This window comes from Methylobacterium indicum, from assembly GCF_001043895.1.
Classification (GTDB): Bacteria; Pseudomonadota; Alphaproteobacteria; order Rhizobiales; family Beijerinckiaceae; genus Methylobacterium; species Methylobacterium indicum.
The window spans coordinates 1-14,602 of record NZ_JTHF01000075.1; the positions used below are offsets into that span (position 1 = coordinate 1).

Here is a 14,602-nt window from a genome sequence, read left to right on the forward strand (position 1 = left end):
CGATCGAAGATCGACTGACCTCGGAGGAGGGCTCCAGGAATCGAAGAGACTTCTGGAGCCCTCCTTCGAGGCTCCTGTCAGTCGCACCTCAGGATGAGGTCGCGAACGAGACGGGCCTCTGTCGCCTGCGTCGAACGGACGTTCACCCGCCCGGCAGGAAGGCCCGCGCGCCGCTCACCGTGTCCCGCACCTCCTCGACCGGCGCGCCGTAGAGCCGGCTCAAGCGGGCGGCGTCCAGCACCTCCGCCACCGGGCCGGCGGCGAGGGCGGAGCCTCCGCGAAGCAGCAGCGCCCGGTCGGCGTAGCGGGCGGCCTGGTTGGGGTCGTGGGTGGTGAAGAGGAGGCCGAGCCCGTCGGCGCGCAGGCGCAGGATCTCGGCCATCACCCTTCCCTGGTTGCCGAAATCGAGGCTGGCGGTCGGTTCGTCGAGCACCACGATGCGGGGTTCCTGGGCCAGCGCCCGGGCGACCAGCACCAGCTGGCGCTCGCCGCCCGACAGTCGCGTCACCGGCCGCTCGGCGAGGTGGGCGATGCCCATGCGGGCGAGCGCGCTGTCCGCCGCCGCGTGGTCGGCCCGGGAGGGGGCGGCGAGGAGCCCCGTGCGGCTGGTGCGTCCCATCAGCACCACGGCGCGGGCCGTGAATGCGAAGGCGCTCGCGCCGGCCTGCGGCACGTAGGCCATCGCCTGCGCCCGCTCCCGGGCGGTAAGGTCGCCGAGCGGCCGGCCCCCGACCCGGATCGTGCCCCCCAAGGCGGGCAGGAGGCCCAGCAGGGTCTTGAGCAGCGTGGTCTTGCCGCCGCCATTGGGCCCGAGCAGCGCCAGCGCCTCGCCGGCGGCGAGGTCGAGCGAGAGAGTGCGGCCGATCTCCCGGCCGGGATAGCCGAAGGCGAGGGCGTCGGCCTGGAGCAGGGTCACGACCAGTCGCGCTCCGCCCGGGCGAGCAGCCAGAGAAACACCGGCGTCCCCACGAAGGCGGTGAGGATGCCGAGCGGCACCTCGACCGGCGCCACGGTGCGAGCCAGCGTGTCGATGGTGAGCAGCGTGCCGGCGCCGAGCAAGGCGGCGGTCGGGACCAGCCGGCCGAAGCCGGGTCCGACGAGGAAGCGGGCGAGATGCGGCACCACCAGGCCGACCCAGCCGACGATGCCGGCCGTCGCCACGCTCGCCGCGGTGACGAGGGTGGCGGCCGCCACCACCGCGACCCGCAAGGGGCCGGTGGCGAGGCCGAGCGAGCGGGCCTCCTCGTCGGGCAGGGACAGGACGTCGAGGCGCCAGCGCAAGAGGAGGAGAAGGCCGGTGCCGAGGATCACGGGCCCGGCGAGCGGCAGGAGGTCGGCGGGGTGGGTGCCCGACAGGCTGCCGAGCAGCCAGAAGGTCATCGCCGGGAGCTGGTTGTAGGGGTCGGCCAGGTACTTGATCAGCCCGACCCCGGCGCCGAGGAGCGAGCCGATGACGATCCCGGCGAGCACCAGCACCAGGACCGGATCGCGCCCCGACAGGGCCGCGCCGAGCCCGTAGACGCAGGCCACCGCCAGGAGCCCGCCCGCGAAGGCCATGCCCTCGATCGCCAGGACCCCGAGGGAGAGCCAGATGCCCGCGACCGCGCCGAGCGCCGCGCCCGACGAGGCGCCCAGGATGTCGGGGGAGACGAGCGGATTGCGGAAGAGGCCCTGGAAGGCGGTGCCGGCGACCGACAAGGCCGCGCCGATCAGGATCGCGGCGGCGATGCGGGGGCCGCGGATCTGCCACACCACCGCCTCGACCGCCGGCGCCACGTCCGGCGCGTGCCCGGTGAGGCGGCCGGCGAGCACCCGAGCGACGTCGAGGAGCGAGACCGGGTAGCGCCCGACCCCGAAGGCGAGGGCGGCGGCGAGCACCAGGGCGAGGAGCGCCAGCCAGGGGCCGCCGAGCCGGAGGGCGCGCACCCCCGCGAGGGCCACGCCGCTCACGAGGCTCCCGCCAGCACGCGGTCGAGGGCCTGATCGTCCGGGGTGACGTGGTAGAGCCGGCCGTAGAGGTCGCGGGCGATGCCGCGGATGTCCTCAGGGAAGAGCGCCGGGTAGAGGACCTTGCCGAGCCACCACAGGCCGACCAGCCGGTTGACCGAGGGCGGGAAATCGACCCAGCCGAAGGGCAGTGACGGGCTGACATGCAGGCGGTTCGCCCGCAACGCCGGGGTTGCCTGCCAGAGCGGATCCTGGCGCGCGGCGGCGGCGAAGACGGGATCGAGGGCGATGACGATGTCGGGCGCCCAGGCGACCACGTCCTCGGGTGAGACCTGCGCCAGGCCGCCGCCCGGGCCGGCGACGTTGGCGGCGCCCATCAGCGCCAGCGCCTCGACGTTGATCGAGCCCGCCCGGGCGGTCTCGAGGCCGCGGGGCCCCCGGGCGAGGTAGACCCGGGGGTGCTTCTCCTCCGGCACCGCGGCGACGCGCTCGCGCATCGTCGCCAGGATGCCCTGGCTGAGGGCGGCGAGGGGCTCGGCGTCGCGCCCGATCAGCCGTCCGAGGCTGCGATAGGTGGCGGGCGCGGCGGCGAGACGCCCGTCGAGGAGCGCATAGGGGATGCCGGTCTGGCCCTGCACCCGGTCGGCGAGCGAGCGGTAGGTCTCGGCGGTGGAGCCGACATCGAGGATCAGGTCGGGCTTCGCCGCCAGGACCGATTCGAGATTGGCGGTGTTGCCGCGCCCGGTGAGCCGGCCGACCTCCGGCAGGTCGGCGGCCTGGGGCAGGAGGTAGGGCTTTTCCGCCGGCCGGATCGCCCGCGGCCAGCCGAGCAGCAGCTCGGGGGCAAGGGTGTAGAGCAGGATCGCCGCCGGGGGGCCGGCGGGAAACACCCGGGTAACGGGCTGCTTCAGGGTGTCGAGCGCCCGGCCGGCATCGTCCCGCGGGGATTCGGCACGCGCGGGCCCTGCCAGCGCGAGGGCCGCCGAGCCGAGGAGCAGGGAACGCCGGTCGGGCCGCATCGCGAAAAGCGTCAGTCCGTCGCGATCATCACGTCGCTGGACTTGATCACCGCCTTGACGGTCTTGCCCGGAGCCAGGCCCAGCTCGTCGGCGGATTCGTTGGTGATCGCCGCGGTGACGACCTGACCGCCGGCGAGCTCGACCCGGACATGGGCGGTGGTGGCGCCCTTCTTGACCTCGACGACCTTGCCGTCGAGCTGGTTGCGCGCACTGATCTTCATCGTCGGCTCTCCCCGGCGGCGCGGCCGCCTTCTCGCGGCAGAGATAGGGGCAGGGGCCCCGCCCGGCGAGCGGTCCGCGCCGGAATCCCACGGCCGCGTTTCGATGGCGGGGAACCGAAACCAAAGCGGGCATCGTCCGTTGTCGTGCAGCTTCGAGCGGGCCCGCCCGCTCGTCCCGGACTTCAAGGGAGACCCACCGATGCACCAGGGCAGCCACCGCGACCACGAGGGCGCAAAGAAGCTCTTCGCGATGATCAAGGACGTGAAGGTCGCGATGATGACCACGGCCGATTCCGATGGCCAGCTGCGCAGCCGCCCGATGTGGAACCAGGACGCGGACGAGAACGGCGACCTCTGGTTCTTCGTCAAGCAGGACGCGCCGGTCGCGAACGAGATCGGCCGCGACAACCAGGTCAACCTCTCGTATTCCGATCCGTCGAGCCAGAACTACGTCTCGGTGTCGGGCAAGGCCGAGATCGTGCGCGACAAGGCGCATATCGACGCCAAGTGGAGCGAGAGCCTGAAGACCTGGTTCCCGGGCGGCAAGGACGACCCGTCGGTGGCGCTGATCCGCGTCCACCCCGAGAAGGGCGAGTACTGGGACAGCCCAAACTCGACCATGCTGCATCTCTACGGCTACGTGAAGGCCGCCGTCACCGGCGAGTCGCCGAAGACCGAGAAGAAGGCCGTCGACCTCGGCGCCCGCTGAGGCCCGTCCTCGCCGCATAGGGGATTTGAGCGGGCCGGCGGCTTGACTCCGGCCCGCGAACCGTGCGGGCTTCGCGCCTTCCGCCGCCCCCGGGCGGCGTGCCGGCCGCTCGCAGGAGGCGGTCCCAAGTCAGGCAGGCACGGGCGATGCTCGATCTCGCGACCAGGGTCTACAACCACACCTGGAAGATCGATCCGATCATCCGTTCCGTGCTCGACACGGACTTCTACAAGCTGTTGATGGCCCAGACGATCTTCCGGCGCCACCGGGACGTCTCGGTCACCTTCGGGATCCAGAACCGCACCAGCCGCATCCGGCTCGCCGACCTGATCGACCCCGGCGAGTTGCGCGAGCAGCTCGACCATTGCCGGTCGCTCCGGCTGACCCGGGGCGAATCCACCTGGCTGCGCGGCAACACCTTCTACGGCCGCCGCCAGATGTTCTCGCCGGACTTCATGGACTGGCTCGAGAACTTCCGCTTCCCCGATTACCTCCTGGAGAAGCAGGACGGGCAATACGTGCTCACCTTCCACGGCCCGTGGATCGAGACCACGATGTGGGAGGTGCCCGCCCTCGCGATCCTCAACGAACTGCGCTCGCGCGGCGTGCTCAAGGGCATGGGCAAGTTCGAGCTCCAGGTGCTCTACGCGCGCGCGATGACGCGGATCTGGGAGAAGATCGAGCGCCTGAAGACCCTGCCGGGCCTGTCGATCGCCGATTTCGGCACCCGGCGCCGCCACGGCTTCCTGTGGCAGGACTGGTGCGTCGAGGCGATGATCGAGGGGCTGGGCAACAGCTTCCTCGGCACCTCGAACTGCCTGATCGCGCTGCGCCACGACATCGAGGCGGTGGGCACCAACGCGCACGAACTGCCGATGGTGTATTCGGCGCTCGCCGAGACCGAGGAAGACCTCGCCCGCGCGCCCTACCTGGTGCTCGCCGACTGGCAGCGGGACTATGCCGGCAACCTCCTGGTGATCCTGCCCGACACCTACGGGACCACCGGCTTCCTCGATCGCGGGCCCGCCTGGATGGCGGACTGGACCGGCATCCGGATCGATTCGAAGGACCCGATCGAGGGCGGCGAGGAGGCCATCCGCTGGTGGACCCAGCACGGCCGCAACCCGCGCGAGAAGCTGGCGATTTTTTCCGACGGGCTCGACGTCGACGTGATCGAGCGGATCCACAAGCATTTCCACGGCCGCCTGCGCATCGGCTACGGCTGGGGCACGCTGCTGACCAACGATTTCCGCGGCCTGGCGCCGGACGGCCGCCTCGATCCGATCTCGATCGTCTGCAAGGTCATTTCGGCCAACGGCCACCCGACCGTGAAGCTCTCCGACAACCCGACCAAGGCCCTGGGGCCCGAGGACGAGGTCGAGCGCTACAAGCGGGTCTTCGGGGTCGGCACCCAGCAGGCGGTGCCGGTGCTGGTCTGAGCTCTCGCGCCGTCGACCCAATCCGCGCGACCCCACGAGGCGGGCCGCCGGCGTTTCGGCGCCGTTGCGGCAGGAGCGCTGCCGTCGATCCGCACCCCTCGTCCCGGGGCGTCGCCCGGTGATGGCCGGGCCTCGGGCGAGGCTGTCACGGATCGCCGCGGAATCCGGGGGCCCGATCCAGGGCTGCCACGCGTGCGCCGACCGCCCGTCGCCATGATCGCGGTCGCGCAACGGGACGTTGCGAACCGCCTCGATCGCCTGTCTCGTCGCTGCACGTCCTGCATGATGGCCGGGTTGACGTAGTGAACGCGAAAATTGTTTCGGTCATATCGACCACATATTAATGTCGATTGCTGGATTTTTCGGCAGTTCCGTGCTTCGTTCCCGCGCCGAAAGGGACCGAAAGCAGGGCGGATGACCGCACGCGTTGAACCCGATGACATCTATGTCGCTCTGGTTGCCGAACTCGCGCGGACCGCGGTACCGACGGGCATCATGGGCATCACCCTGGTCGGGGTCGGCCTGTTCATCGCCCGCACGCTCCAGGACCCGATGCTGCTCGCCGCGGCGGTGATCGGCGGGGTCGCCTCCCTCGGCAAGCTCACGCTGATCACGCTCCAGGGGTATCGGCCGGCGCGGGGAGCGGGCACGCGCGCGGAGGCCAGGGTCTGGGATCGGGCCCATCTCCTCGTCACGGTGGTCGTCGCCTCCTGCATCGGCACCGTCGCGGGGTCGGCCTTCCTTCAGCCTGACGTGGAGATGCAGATGCTCGCGACCGGGCTCCTGTTCGGCTACTGCTCCGGCGTCGTCACCCACCTGTCGGTCCGCCCGGGCATGGCGATCGCGGCCCTGCTGCTCGCCGCCCTGCCGGCGATCGTCACGGCGGGCTGGAACGGCAGCATGTCGCACGGCATCCTGGCGACGATGTTCGGCCTCTTCCTCCTCGGGGCCGTCCAGGGCGTGTTCACGGCCCACCGGAACACCGCCCGGCAGATCGCGCTGCGCCTCGACATGGCGGCTTTGGCCGGCCGCGACGCCCTGACCGGGCTCGCCAACCGGCTCGGCCTGCACGACGCGTTCCGCGACCGGCACCAGTCCTCCGGCGAGGCGGTGGCGGTCCATTGCTTCGACCTCGACGGCTTCAAGGCGGTCAACGACCGCTACGGCCACGCGGTCGGCGACGCGCTCCTGCAGGAGGTCGGCCTGCGGCTACGCGGGCTCCTCGGCGCCTCCGCCCTGGCGGCGCGGACCGGCGGCGACGAGTTCGTGGTGCTCCAGCACGCCGTTCACGACGCCGAGACGGCCGAGGTTCTCGCACGGGAGATCGTCTAGGCGCTCGGCCGGCCCTACGCGGTGGCCGAGGCGACCATCCGCATCGGCCTGAGCCTGGGCTATGCCTGCGCGCCGGGCGTCTCGGCCGATCTCGACGCCCTGATCGGTGCGGCCGATGCGGCCTCCTACGTGGCGAAGCGTCGGGGCGGCGGCATCCACGCCGCCGGCCTCCCCGTCGCGTGTCGCTCTCTCGCCGTCGCGTCGCCGCTCCCGTAGGCCTATTGGAGCGTCGTCCGGTAGGTCTCGCCGGCCTTCGCCTTCAGCTCGGCCCCCGCCTCGTGTCCGATCGCCACCGCGTCGGCGACCGCCCCGGAGCGGTGGGTGGCCCAATGGGCGCTGCCGTCGGGCAGGAACAGGAGCCCGTCGAGGGTGAGGATGTCGCCGTCGATCCGGGCCAGTGCCGCGATCGGGGTGCGGCAGGAGCCGTCGAGCTCTTCGAGCAGCGCCCGCTCGGCGCCGACCGCGATGGTGGTGCGGGCGCAGGCGACCGCCTGGAGCCGCTCGATCACCGCCGTGTCGCCGGCCCGGCACTCGATGCCGAGCGCGCCCTGCGCCACCGCCGGCAGCATCGCGTCGACCGGCAGGATCTCCTGGGCGCGGTCGGCGAGGCCGAGGCGTTCGAGGCCGGCGATGGCCAGCAGGGTCGCCTCGCAGGCGCCCTCCGCGAGCCGCTTCATCCGGGTGTTGGCGTTGCCGCGCAGGGGCACGATCCTGAGGTCCGGCCGGTGCATCAGCACCTGGGCACCGCGGCGCAGGGACGAGGTGCCGACCCGGCTCCCCGGCGCGAGGGCGGCGAGGCTGTCGGCGTGCGGCGACAGGAAGGCGTCGCGCGGGTCGTCCCGCTCCAGGATGCAGGCGATGACGAGCCCGTCCGGCAGCCAGGTCTCGACGTCCTTCATCGAGTGGACGGCGATGTCGACCTGATCGGCGAGGAGCGCCTGCTCCAGCTCCTTGGTGAACAGGCCCTTGCCGCCGATCTCGGAGAGCGGCCGGTCGAGCACCTTGTCGGCCACCGTGGTGACGACGACGAGCTCCATCGCGCCGGGCTCGGCGAGGTCGGGATGGGCCGCCGCGATGCGGTCGCGCACCATCCCGGTCTGGGCGAGCGCCATCGGGCTGCCGCGGGTGCCGATGCGCAGGGGACGTCGGGGCATGTCGGGTGCCGTGCGATTGAGGAGCCTCGCTTATCGCGAGTAGCGAACCGGGGCCCGCCTGTCACGGTCTCCGTGGCAGGCGGGCCCCGATCCCCATCAGAACCGCTCCGCCAGAACCGCCCCGTCAGAACCCCTGCACCGCCAGCACCGTGTGCTCGACCTGGGGCGGAGCGACGAAATGCTCGGAGACCAGGGCGCGCCAGGCCTGGAAGTCGGCCGATTCGCGGAAATCGACGGTGTGGTTCTCCAGGGTCTCCCACTGCACCATCAGCCGGTAGCGGGTCGGGATCTCGACCGAGCGCTGCAGCTCCATGCCACGGCAGCCCTTGGCGCGGCGAAACAGCTCCGCCGCCCGGCCGACGCCGGCCTCGAAGGCGCTCTCGTGCCCGGGCTTCACCTCGATCTGCGCGATCTCCAGAACCATCCGATCCTCCTGCCAGCATGTGAACGCCGTCATGTCCGGGAAGCCATGCGCGAAGCCGCTCGCCTTGTCCAACCCGAGGCCGCGGGCGATGGGCCGCGAGAGCGGTGGATGGCCTTCGGCGGCCGGTTGCCAACCCGGAACAGGACGCGCACAAACCGTGGATGACCTGTGCACGGTGGCAACCAGCCCCGACCGGCGCCGTTTCCCTGCCGGAGCGTGACAGCGGAGTTCGGTCCTGATGGCGACGCTGAAGGAATTCGAGGAAGCCCTGCGCGAGAACGGCATGCAGATGGCGCTGGCGATTCTCGAGCGCTTGCGCGAGCGCGACCGCGCCAACCGCGTGGTGAAGCCGGGGCGCCGCATCGTCGGCAAGAAGATGACGCCGGAACTGGCCCGGGAGATCCTCGAGCTGCACGGCTCGACGGAGATGACCCAGCAGGAGATCGCCTTCAAGCTCGGCGTCAACCAGGGCCGGGTGAACGAGGTGATCAAGCGCGGCAAGTGGCTCTCGGGCGACCAGACCGCCCCCGAGGCGGTGGCCCGCGACAAGGGCAAGGCCCGCATCCAGGGCGCGGAGCCGAAGCGCCCGCGCAAGGCCGCGACCAAGAACTCGGCGCGGACCGCCAAGGGCGGGGCGGCCAAGGACAAGGCCGGCAAGCCGTCGAAGCGCCCGGCGACCGCCCAGCTCGCCTTCGGGGACCTCTGAAAGCCGGGAGCCCCGGCACGGCAGGCCAGGCATGACCGGAGCCCATTGGGCAACGGTCCCGCGATGCTCTACCTCTCGGAACGCCGAAGCCGCCCCGATCGAGGGCGGCCGGCAGACCCGGCCGACCGGGAGGAGACCACGCCGATGTACGATGCCGCCAACCTGAAGAAGCTGCCCGCCCTCAAGAGCCTCGCCCCGGAGGCGATGGGCGCTTTCGAGGCCCTCGACAAGGCGGCGCTCGCCGACGGCGCGATCCCGCGCAAGTACAAGGAACTGATGGCGCTGGCGGTGGCGCTGACGACCCAGTGCCCGTACTGCCTCGAGGTGCACCGGGACGCGGCCAAGAAGGCCGGCGCCACCGAGCAGGAGATCGCCGAGACCGTGTTCGTGGCGGTCGCCCTGCGGGCCGGAGCGGCGCTGACCCACGGCACGCACCTGCTGCCCTGATTCTGACGGGGAGCGGCCCGCATTTCGGGATGCCAGGCCACACGAAGAAACGCCCCGGCCGGGTGGCCGGGGCGCTCCCCTTGAAGACGGCTTCCCCTGCCGGGGAAGCCTGAGCTTACGCGGCCTTCTGGACGCTGCCCTCGATCGATTGCGGACGGGAGCCCGAGGCGATCTGGATCTGGCGCGGCTTCTTCGCCTCCGGGATCTCGCGGACGAGATCGACGTGGAGCAGGCCGTTCTCCAGCACCGCACCCGTCACCTGGACATGGTCGGCGAGCTGGAAGCGCCGCTCGAAGCCGCGGGCCGCGATGCCCTGATGCAGGAACTCGGCCTGCTTGGCGTCGCCCTTGCGCTCGCCCTTCACGGTGAGCGCGTTCTCGCGGGTCTCGATCGACAGGTCCTGATCGGTGAAGCCGGCCACCGCGAGGGTGATCCGGTAGGCGTTCTCGGCCGTGCGCTCGATGTTGTAGGGCGGATAGGTCGGGGCCGCATCCGAGGTCACGAACTGATCGAGCGCGGAAAACAGGCGGTCGAAGCCGACGGTCGAGCGGTACAGGGGGGCGAGATCGAACTGACGCATGACATATTCTCCGTCTGAAGCAATATGTAGTCTTGTGGGTCCGCCGCTGGGGCCGGGCCCGGTCTTGCGCGCCGCCGTATCGGCCGGCGCCCTTCGCATATTGGGGTGGGGTCTAGACTGATCAAGGGCGCCGCCAGAGGCCTTGCGCGAATTTTTTCGGGAGGCCGGGACGCGCGCGGATCCTGCCCCATTTACAGTCTCGCGTCCCGGCATCGACCCGTCGATGCCGGGAGGTCCGGCGCATCGGCGCCGACGCCCGGTCGGGCTTGGCCCGGCGCCTTCGAGCGGACCCGATCGAAGGGGCTGGGGTATTGTTAGGGTGTGCCGTGCCAGGGTGCGGCGGATGACAGCCTCGGAGGCCCTCTCGTGACCGTGCCGCTGCTCGCCACGCCCGACAACCCGATTCCGCCCGGCGCCGCGCTCCTGTCGGTCCGGACCGCCGACGGCCTGTCGCTGCGGGTCGCCACCTGGGCGCCGACGGCGCGCGGGGTGCAAGGCACGGTCTGCCTGGTGCAGGGACGGGCGGAGTTCATCGAGAAGTACTTCGAGACCGTGGCGGAGCTGCGCGGCCGCGGCTTCCACGTCGTCGCCTTCGACTGGCGCGGCCAGGGCGGCTCCGACCGCACGGTGGAGGACCCGCACAAGGGCCATGTCGACGACTTCGCCGAGTACCGGCTCGACCTCGCGGCGGTGGAGACGCAGGTTCTGGAGGGGCGCATGCCGCGCCCGTTCTTCGGCCTCGCCCATTCGATGGGCGGCGCGATCTGCCTGTCCGCTGCTCGGGAGGGCTGGCTCCCCTTCGACCGTCTGGTCGCCCTCGCCCCGATGGTGGCGATCTGCATGATCCGCTGGCCGAAATCGGCGATGCGGCTCGCCGCGGCCCTGCGGGCCTGCGGCCTCGGCCGCCGCTACGTGCCGGGGGGCTCGGCGGTGTCGATCGCCACCAAGCCGTTCCCGAACAACCGGCTCACCGCCGATCCGGTCCGCTACGCCCGCAACGCCGCCGCGGCGCTCGCCGTCGGGGCCGGGGCCATCGGCGATCCCACGGTGGGCTGGCTCTCCGCCGCCTTCCGGGCGATGCGCCGCTTCGAGGATCCGCGCTACCCCCTCGGCATCCGCCTGCCGGTGCTGGTGGTGGCGGCCGGCGCGGATCCGGTCTGCAGCACTCCGGCGGCGGAGCGCTTCGCGGCCCGGCTCGCCGCTGGGCGCACCATCACCCTGCGCGGCGCCCGCCACGAGATCCTGATGGAGCGGGACGCGATCCGGGCGCAGTTCTGGGCCGCCTTCGACGCCTTCGTGCCGGGCACGGCGGCGCCGATGCCGGATGCCGAGAGCTCCGCGCGGCAACAGGTGGCCTGAGGGCGCAGGCCCGGCCGTGGAGACGTTCGAGCCGGCCGGTCGCGATGTCGGGCCATCACGCCGGATCCCGGCCACCGCCGGATCTCCCCGCTCCGATCCTCCGCGGCGACCGGTATTGGACGGTACCGATGGCGTGTTCAGCGTCGGGGAGGGGCGAGGCCTCTGCGTCACCTGTCCGCCGGCGGACCGGGTCGACGGCCGACGACATTCCTTGCGTGCGGCATGACTTTGCTCACTTCTGCAGCGAGAAACTGCAAGATATTTACCGGATTGATGCAATTCGAGAAAAGATGATTTCGATCGCTGACATCGGCAATCGGGCGTCACGCAAACAGTCAGGAACGACAGCCATGCCGTCATGTGCGGCTTAGGATTGCTGTCTCCCACCGCCGCGACAGCAGATCACCCCGGTTTGCGCTCCCGGTCAAAACACGACGCGCTGGCAGGCAAGCGCCCGATTCGTCGCCGCGGTACCGTCTTCACGGGTTCGATGAAGATCGTGAAGCGGAGGTCGCCAGCGATGCCGTACCGAGGGGGGCGGCAATGATCCGCGCGAGACCGAAGCATCGAGATGGTCATCGCCCCGCGTGATGCCTGCCTGACTGTGTATCGGATGCGGATCGATGGGTAAGTCAAATCTCCTGAAACTGACCTCGGCCGTCACCGCGGCCTAAGTGACGCGCAACCGCGTGCACCACTCCGAGATCGCGGAGGTCATCGTGCGGGTCCATACCGGCTTGCGCGCCGTGACGATGCCGCGCAAGCGGCGCAGCAGGGCGGCACGGCGCAGCGAGGCCCAGATCGCGGCGTCCGTCCAGCGCAACCGGATCGTCAGCTTCATCGACGGCAAGCCGTACAAGTCGCTGAAGTGGCATCTCGCCGCCCACGGCATCACGCCGGAGGAGTACCGGGACCGCTTCGGGCTGCCCGAAACCTACCCGATGGTGGCGCCGTCCTATGACAAGGCCGTGGTCTACGAGCGGGCGGACAGGGGCGGAGCGGTCAGGCGGAAACCCTGATCGGGCCGGATCCGATCGTCGGGGGCGAGCGCGATCCAGGATCGCGTCCGCCTCGGACGATTGCCCGGACCGCCGATCGGGACCTCGTCCGACGATCCCGGATCGACGGAACCGTCCCGCGTGGCTGCACCGTAACTCTGTCGACGGACCTTTCGGCGGCGTCGGAGCGCGCCGCGCCGTCGCCCGGCGACCGGTGAGGGCGCGGCCGGTTCAGGCGCTCCGCGTCAGGGCCGTGCGCCGGTACTCGCTCGGCGTCGCGGCGAAGCGGTCCTTGAAGCGGCGGGCGAAATGCGCCTGGCTGATGAAGCCGCAGCCATAGGCCAGCGCCCCGATCGACAGGTGCGCGTGGCCGGAATCGGCGAGGCGTCGGGCGGCGATGTCGAGCCGGCGCTGCCAGATCCAATCCGCGATCGCGTGCCCCTGCTCCTGGAAGAGCTGCTGCAGATGCCGGAGCGACACCCCCATCGCGGCCGCGAGCTGGGCCGGATCGAGGGTCGGATCGCCGAGATTGGCGTCCAGATAGGCCTTGGCCCGCTGCACGATCACGGTGCCCTGGAGGGGGCGGGGCGTGTCCCGCGCCAGGCGCTCGGCGATGCTGGCGACGATGAGGTCGGTGCCGATGCGCGCCATGCGCTCGACCATCTCGGGGCTCATCTGGCGGTGGACGCGGATCAGCTCGGCGAAGAACGTCCGGACCAGGGACGTGCCGGACAGATCACCGCCGACGGCGAGGCCCGCATAGAGCGGGGCGGATCCGAGCGCGCCCTCCAGCTGCTCGCGCGGCAGCTCGATGAACAGCGAGCTCGTCGGATCGGGATATTCCAGGGTCACGGGCTTGTTGCTGTCGAGGACGACGAGGTCGCCCGGCCGCTGCACCACCGCCCGGTCGTACTGGTCGCTGCGGGCCGTGCCGGAGAGCCGGAGGACGACCGAGAGCTTGTCCTGCTTGCTGTGGCGGCGGATCGTCTGCGGTGTGATCCGGACCGCCTGGCCGTTGATGCTCGACCGCGTGATCAGCATTCCGCCGATCTGGGTGCCCTCGATATGGGCGTGAAACCTCCCCTCGCCGATCATCGTGCATTCGCTCGGCACGAACCGCTCGCGGACGATCTCCAGGTAGGTCTGGAACCTGTTGCGCGACTTCAGGTCATCGGAGGAAATCAGCGTCTGCATCGGCTCGCAATTCGGGCGTGACGCCTTCGCGCGCGTGGCGCAAGAGCCTCTAGCAGTGTGCGATTGCGGTGGCCAGCCCGGGATTTGTCCTATCCCAACGGCACTCCATCGTCGAACGGGGATCGTTTCTGGGCGTCTTCCAACTTATCGTTGGATTCCCCTGCGGCAGGAGGCCATTCCGGGGGCGGCACGACGAACCTCACGGCGCCGATGTTGGTCGCGCCGCTGTTCGTCGTGCCGGGGGCGGTCAGCCGTTGAGCAGCGCCAGCGCCGCCTCGTGCAGCCGCTTGTCGCCGGCCGCCACGATCCGCCCGCCCTTGGCGGCGGGTTCGCCCTCCCAGGTGGTGACGATGCCGCCGGCACCCTCGATCACCGGGATCATCGCCACGATGTCGTAGGGCTTCAGCCCGGCCTCGACCACGAGGTCGATGTGGCCCGCCGCCAGCATCGCGTAGGCGTAGCAATCGGCGCCGTAGCGGGCGAGGCGGGTCGCGGCCTCGACCCGCCCGTAGGCCTCCCGGTCGCCCGGGCCGAACAGGCGCGGGTCGGTGGTGTGCAGGATCGCCTCCGACAGCTCGCCCTTGCGCCGCGTGCGCAGGCGGCGGATGCCGTGCGGGCCCAGGCAATGGGCGGCCTCGCCGTCGCCGTAGAACCGCTCGCCGGTGAAGGGCTGGTTCATCAGGCCGTAGCAGGGCACGCCGCCGCGGGTGAGCCCGATCAGGGTCCCCCAGGTCGGCAGGCCGGCGATGAAGGCGCGGGTGCCGTCGATGGGGTCGAGCACCCAGACGTATTCCGCATCCGGATTCTCGGTGCCGAATTCCTCGCCGAGGATGCCGTGGTCGGGGAAGCTGCGCTTGATCAGCCGGCGCATCACCGCCTCGCCGGCCCGGTCGGCCTCGGTGACCGGGTCGAAGGCGGCGTGGCCCGCGGCCTTGTCCTCGGTGGCGAAGGCGGCGCGGAAGAAGGGCAGGATGGCCTGGCCCGACTGGGTGGCGAGCTCGTCCACGAACCGCGCGAAATCCACCACGCTCATGCTGTCCCCGATTCCCGCTCGGCCCGGGCCGGCCGGCCCG

Annotated in this window: 17 protein-coding genes; 8 read left to right on the plus strand and 9 right to left on the minus strand. The window is 71.1% G+C overall.

Features of this window, described 5'->3' with window-relative positions; translation table 11 throughout:
• Positions 1-142: 142 nt before the first annotated feature.
• The 4 genes from QR78_RS09440 to QR78_RS09455 are packed head-to-tail and all read right to left on the minus strand — an operon-like array spanning position 143 to position 3,187.
• Complete coding sequence (locus QR78_RS09440; RefSeq protein WP_048427259.1) at positions 143-916, minus strand: ABC transporter ATP-binding protein; 774 nt, start codon at positions 914-916, stop codon at positions 143-145.
• Positions 913-1,950 (minus strand): FecCD family ABC transporter permease, encoded by a 1,038-nt coding sequence (locus tag QR78_RS09445; RefSeq protein WP_048427260.1) that lies wholly within the window; start codon positions 1,948-1,950, stop codon positions 913-915. The genes QR78_RS09440 and QR78_RS09445 overlap by 4 nt, the downstream gene beginning before the upstream one ends.
• Positions 1,947-2,966: an iron ABC transporter substrate-binding protein gene (locus QR78_RS09450; RefSeq protein WP_053220853.1), complete on the minus strand. Its 1,020-nt coding sequence runs from the start codon at positions 2,964-2,966 to the stop codon at positions 1,947-1,949. The genes QR78_RS09445 and QR78_RS09450 overlap by 4 nt, the downstream gene beginning before the upstream one ends.
• Positions 2,967-2,977: 11 nt before the next feature.
• The gene (locus tag QR78_RS09455; RefSeq protein WP_048427261.1) at positions 2,978-3,187 is read right to left on the minus strand and encodes a TOBE domain-containing protein; all 210 of its coding nucleotides are present in this window, start codon (positions 3,185-3,187) and stop codon (positions 2,978-2,980) included.
• A 199-nt stretch (positions 3,188-3,386) separates the two neighbouring features.
• On the opposite strand from QR78_RS09455, the gene QR78_RS09460 reads away from it, so the two are divergent.
• The 4 genes from QR78_RS09460 to QR78_RS31860 all read left to right on the plus strand — a co-directional run bounded on the left by QR78_RS09460 (position 3,387) and on the right by QR78_RS31860 (position 6,883).
• Positions 3,387-3,896 (plus strand): pyridoxamine 5'-phosphate oxidase family protein, encoded by a 510-nt coding sequence (locus QR78_RS09460; protein WP_048427262.1) that lies wholly within the window; start codon positions 3,387-3,389, stop codon positions 3,894-3,896.
• A gap of 146 nt (positions 3,897-4,042) precedes the next feature.
• Complete coding sequence (gene pncB / locus QR78_RS09465; protein ID WP_048427263.1) at positions 4,043-5,335, plus strand: nicotinate phosphoribosyltransferase; 1,293 nt, start codon at positions 4,043-4,045, stop codon at positions 5,333-5,335.
• Positions 5,336-5,749: 414 nt separating this feature from the next.
• Positions 5,750-6,667, plus strand: coding sequence for a GGDEF domain-containing protein (locus QR78_RS09470; protein WP_053220854.1), 918 nt, complete (start codon positions 5,750-5,752; stop codon positions 6,665-6,667).
• A gap of 21 nt (positions 6,668-6,688) precedes the next feature.
• Positions 6,689-6,883: a hypothetical protein gene (locus QR78_RS31860; RefSeq protein ID WP_053220855.1), complete on the plus strand. Its 195-nt coding sequence runs from the start codon at positions 6,689-6,691 to the stop codon at positions 6,881-6,883.
• 2 nt (positions 6,884-6,885) lie between these two features.
• Here QR78_RS31860 and hemC read toward each other — a convergent pair whose 3' ends face one another.
• Positions 6,886-7,821, minus strand: a complete 936-nt coding sequence (gene hemC / locus QR78_RS09475) for a hydroxymethylbilane synthase (protein ID WP_048427264.1) — start codon at positions 7,819-7,821, stop codon at positions 6,886-6,888.
• Positions 7,822-7,945: 124 nt separating this feature from the next.
• The gene (locus tag QR78_RS09480) at positions 7,946-8,245 is read right to left on the minus strand and encodes an antibiotic biosynthesis monooxygenase family protein (RefSeq protein ID WP_048427265.1); all 300 of its coding nucleotides are present in this window, start codon (positions 8,243-8,245) and stop codon (positions 7,946-7,948) included.
• 238 nt (positions 8,246-8,483) lie between these two features.
• Between QR78_RS09480 and QR78_RS09485 the strand changes: the two genes are divergently transcribed.
• A complete protein-coding gene (locus QR78_RS09485; RefSeq protein ID WP_048427266.1) occupies positions 8,484-8,951 on the plus strand; it encodes an RNA polymerase subunit sigma-70 in 468 nt (155 codons plus the stop codon).
• 144 nt (positions 8,952-9,095) lie between these two features.
• Positions 9,096-9,398 (plus strand): carboxymuconolactone decarboxylase family protein, encoded by a 303-nt coding sequence (locus QR78_RS09490; RefSeq protein ID WP_048427267.1) that lies wholly within the window; start codon positions 9,096-9,098, stop codon positions 9,396-9,398.
• Between the two features lie 115 nt (positions 9,399-9,513).
• On the opposite strand, the gene QR78_RS09495 is transcribed toward QR78_RS09490, so the two are convergent.
• Complete coding sequence (locus QR78_RS09495) at positions 9,514-9,978, minus strand: Hsp20 family protein (protein WP_048427268.1); 465 nt, start codon at positions 9,976-9,978, stop codon at positions 9,514-9,516.
• 366 nt (positions 9,979-10,344) lie between these two features.
• Here QR78_RS09495 and QR78_RS09500 point away from each other — a divergent pair, with 366 nt between their 5' ends.
• Positions 10,345-11,337 carry an alpha/beta hydrolase gene (locus QR78_RS09500; protein ID WP_048427269.1) on the plus strand — a complete coding sequence of 331 codons (993 nt, stop codon included), beginning with the start codon at positions 10,345-10,347 and terminating at the stop codon, positions 11,335-11,337.
• Between the two features lie 674 nt (positions 11,338-12,011).
• Positions 12,012-12,356: a MucR family transcriptional regulator gene (locus QR78_RS09505; RefSeq protein ID WP_053220856.1), complete on the plus strand. Its 345-nt coding sequence runs from the start codon at positions 12,012-12,014 to the stop codon at positions 12,354-12,356.
• A gap of 210 nt (positions 12,357-12,566) precedes the next feature.
• On the opposite strand, the gene QR78_RS09510 is transcribed toward QR78_RS09505, so the two are convergent.
• Both QR78_RS09510 and hisN read right to left on the minus strand, forming a co-directional pair.
• Complete coding sequence (locus QR78_RS09510) at positions 12,567-13,529, minus strand: helix-turn-helix domain-containing protein (protein WP_048427270.1); 963 nt, start codon at positions 13,527-13,529, stop codon at positions 12,567-12,569.
• Between the two features lie 247 nt (positions 13,530-13,776).
• Complete coding sequence (gene hisN, locus QR78_RS09515; protein WP_048427271.1) at positions 13,777-14,562, minus strand: histidinol-phosphatase; 786 nt, start codon at positions 14,560-14,562, stop codon at positions 13,777-13,779.
• Positions 14,563-14,602 lie beyond the last annotated feature (40 nt).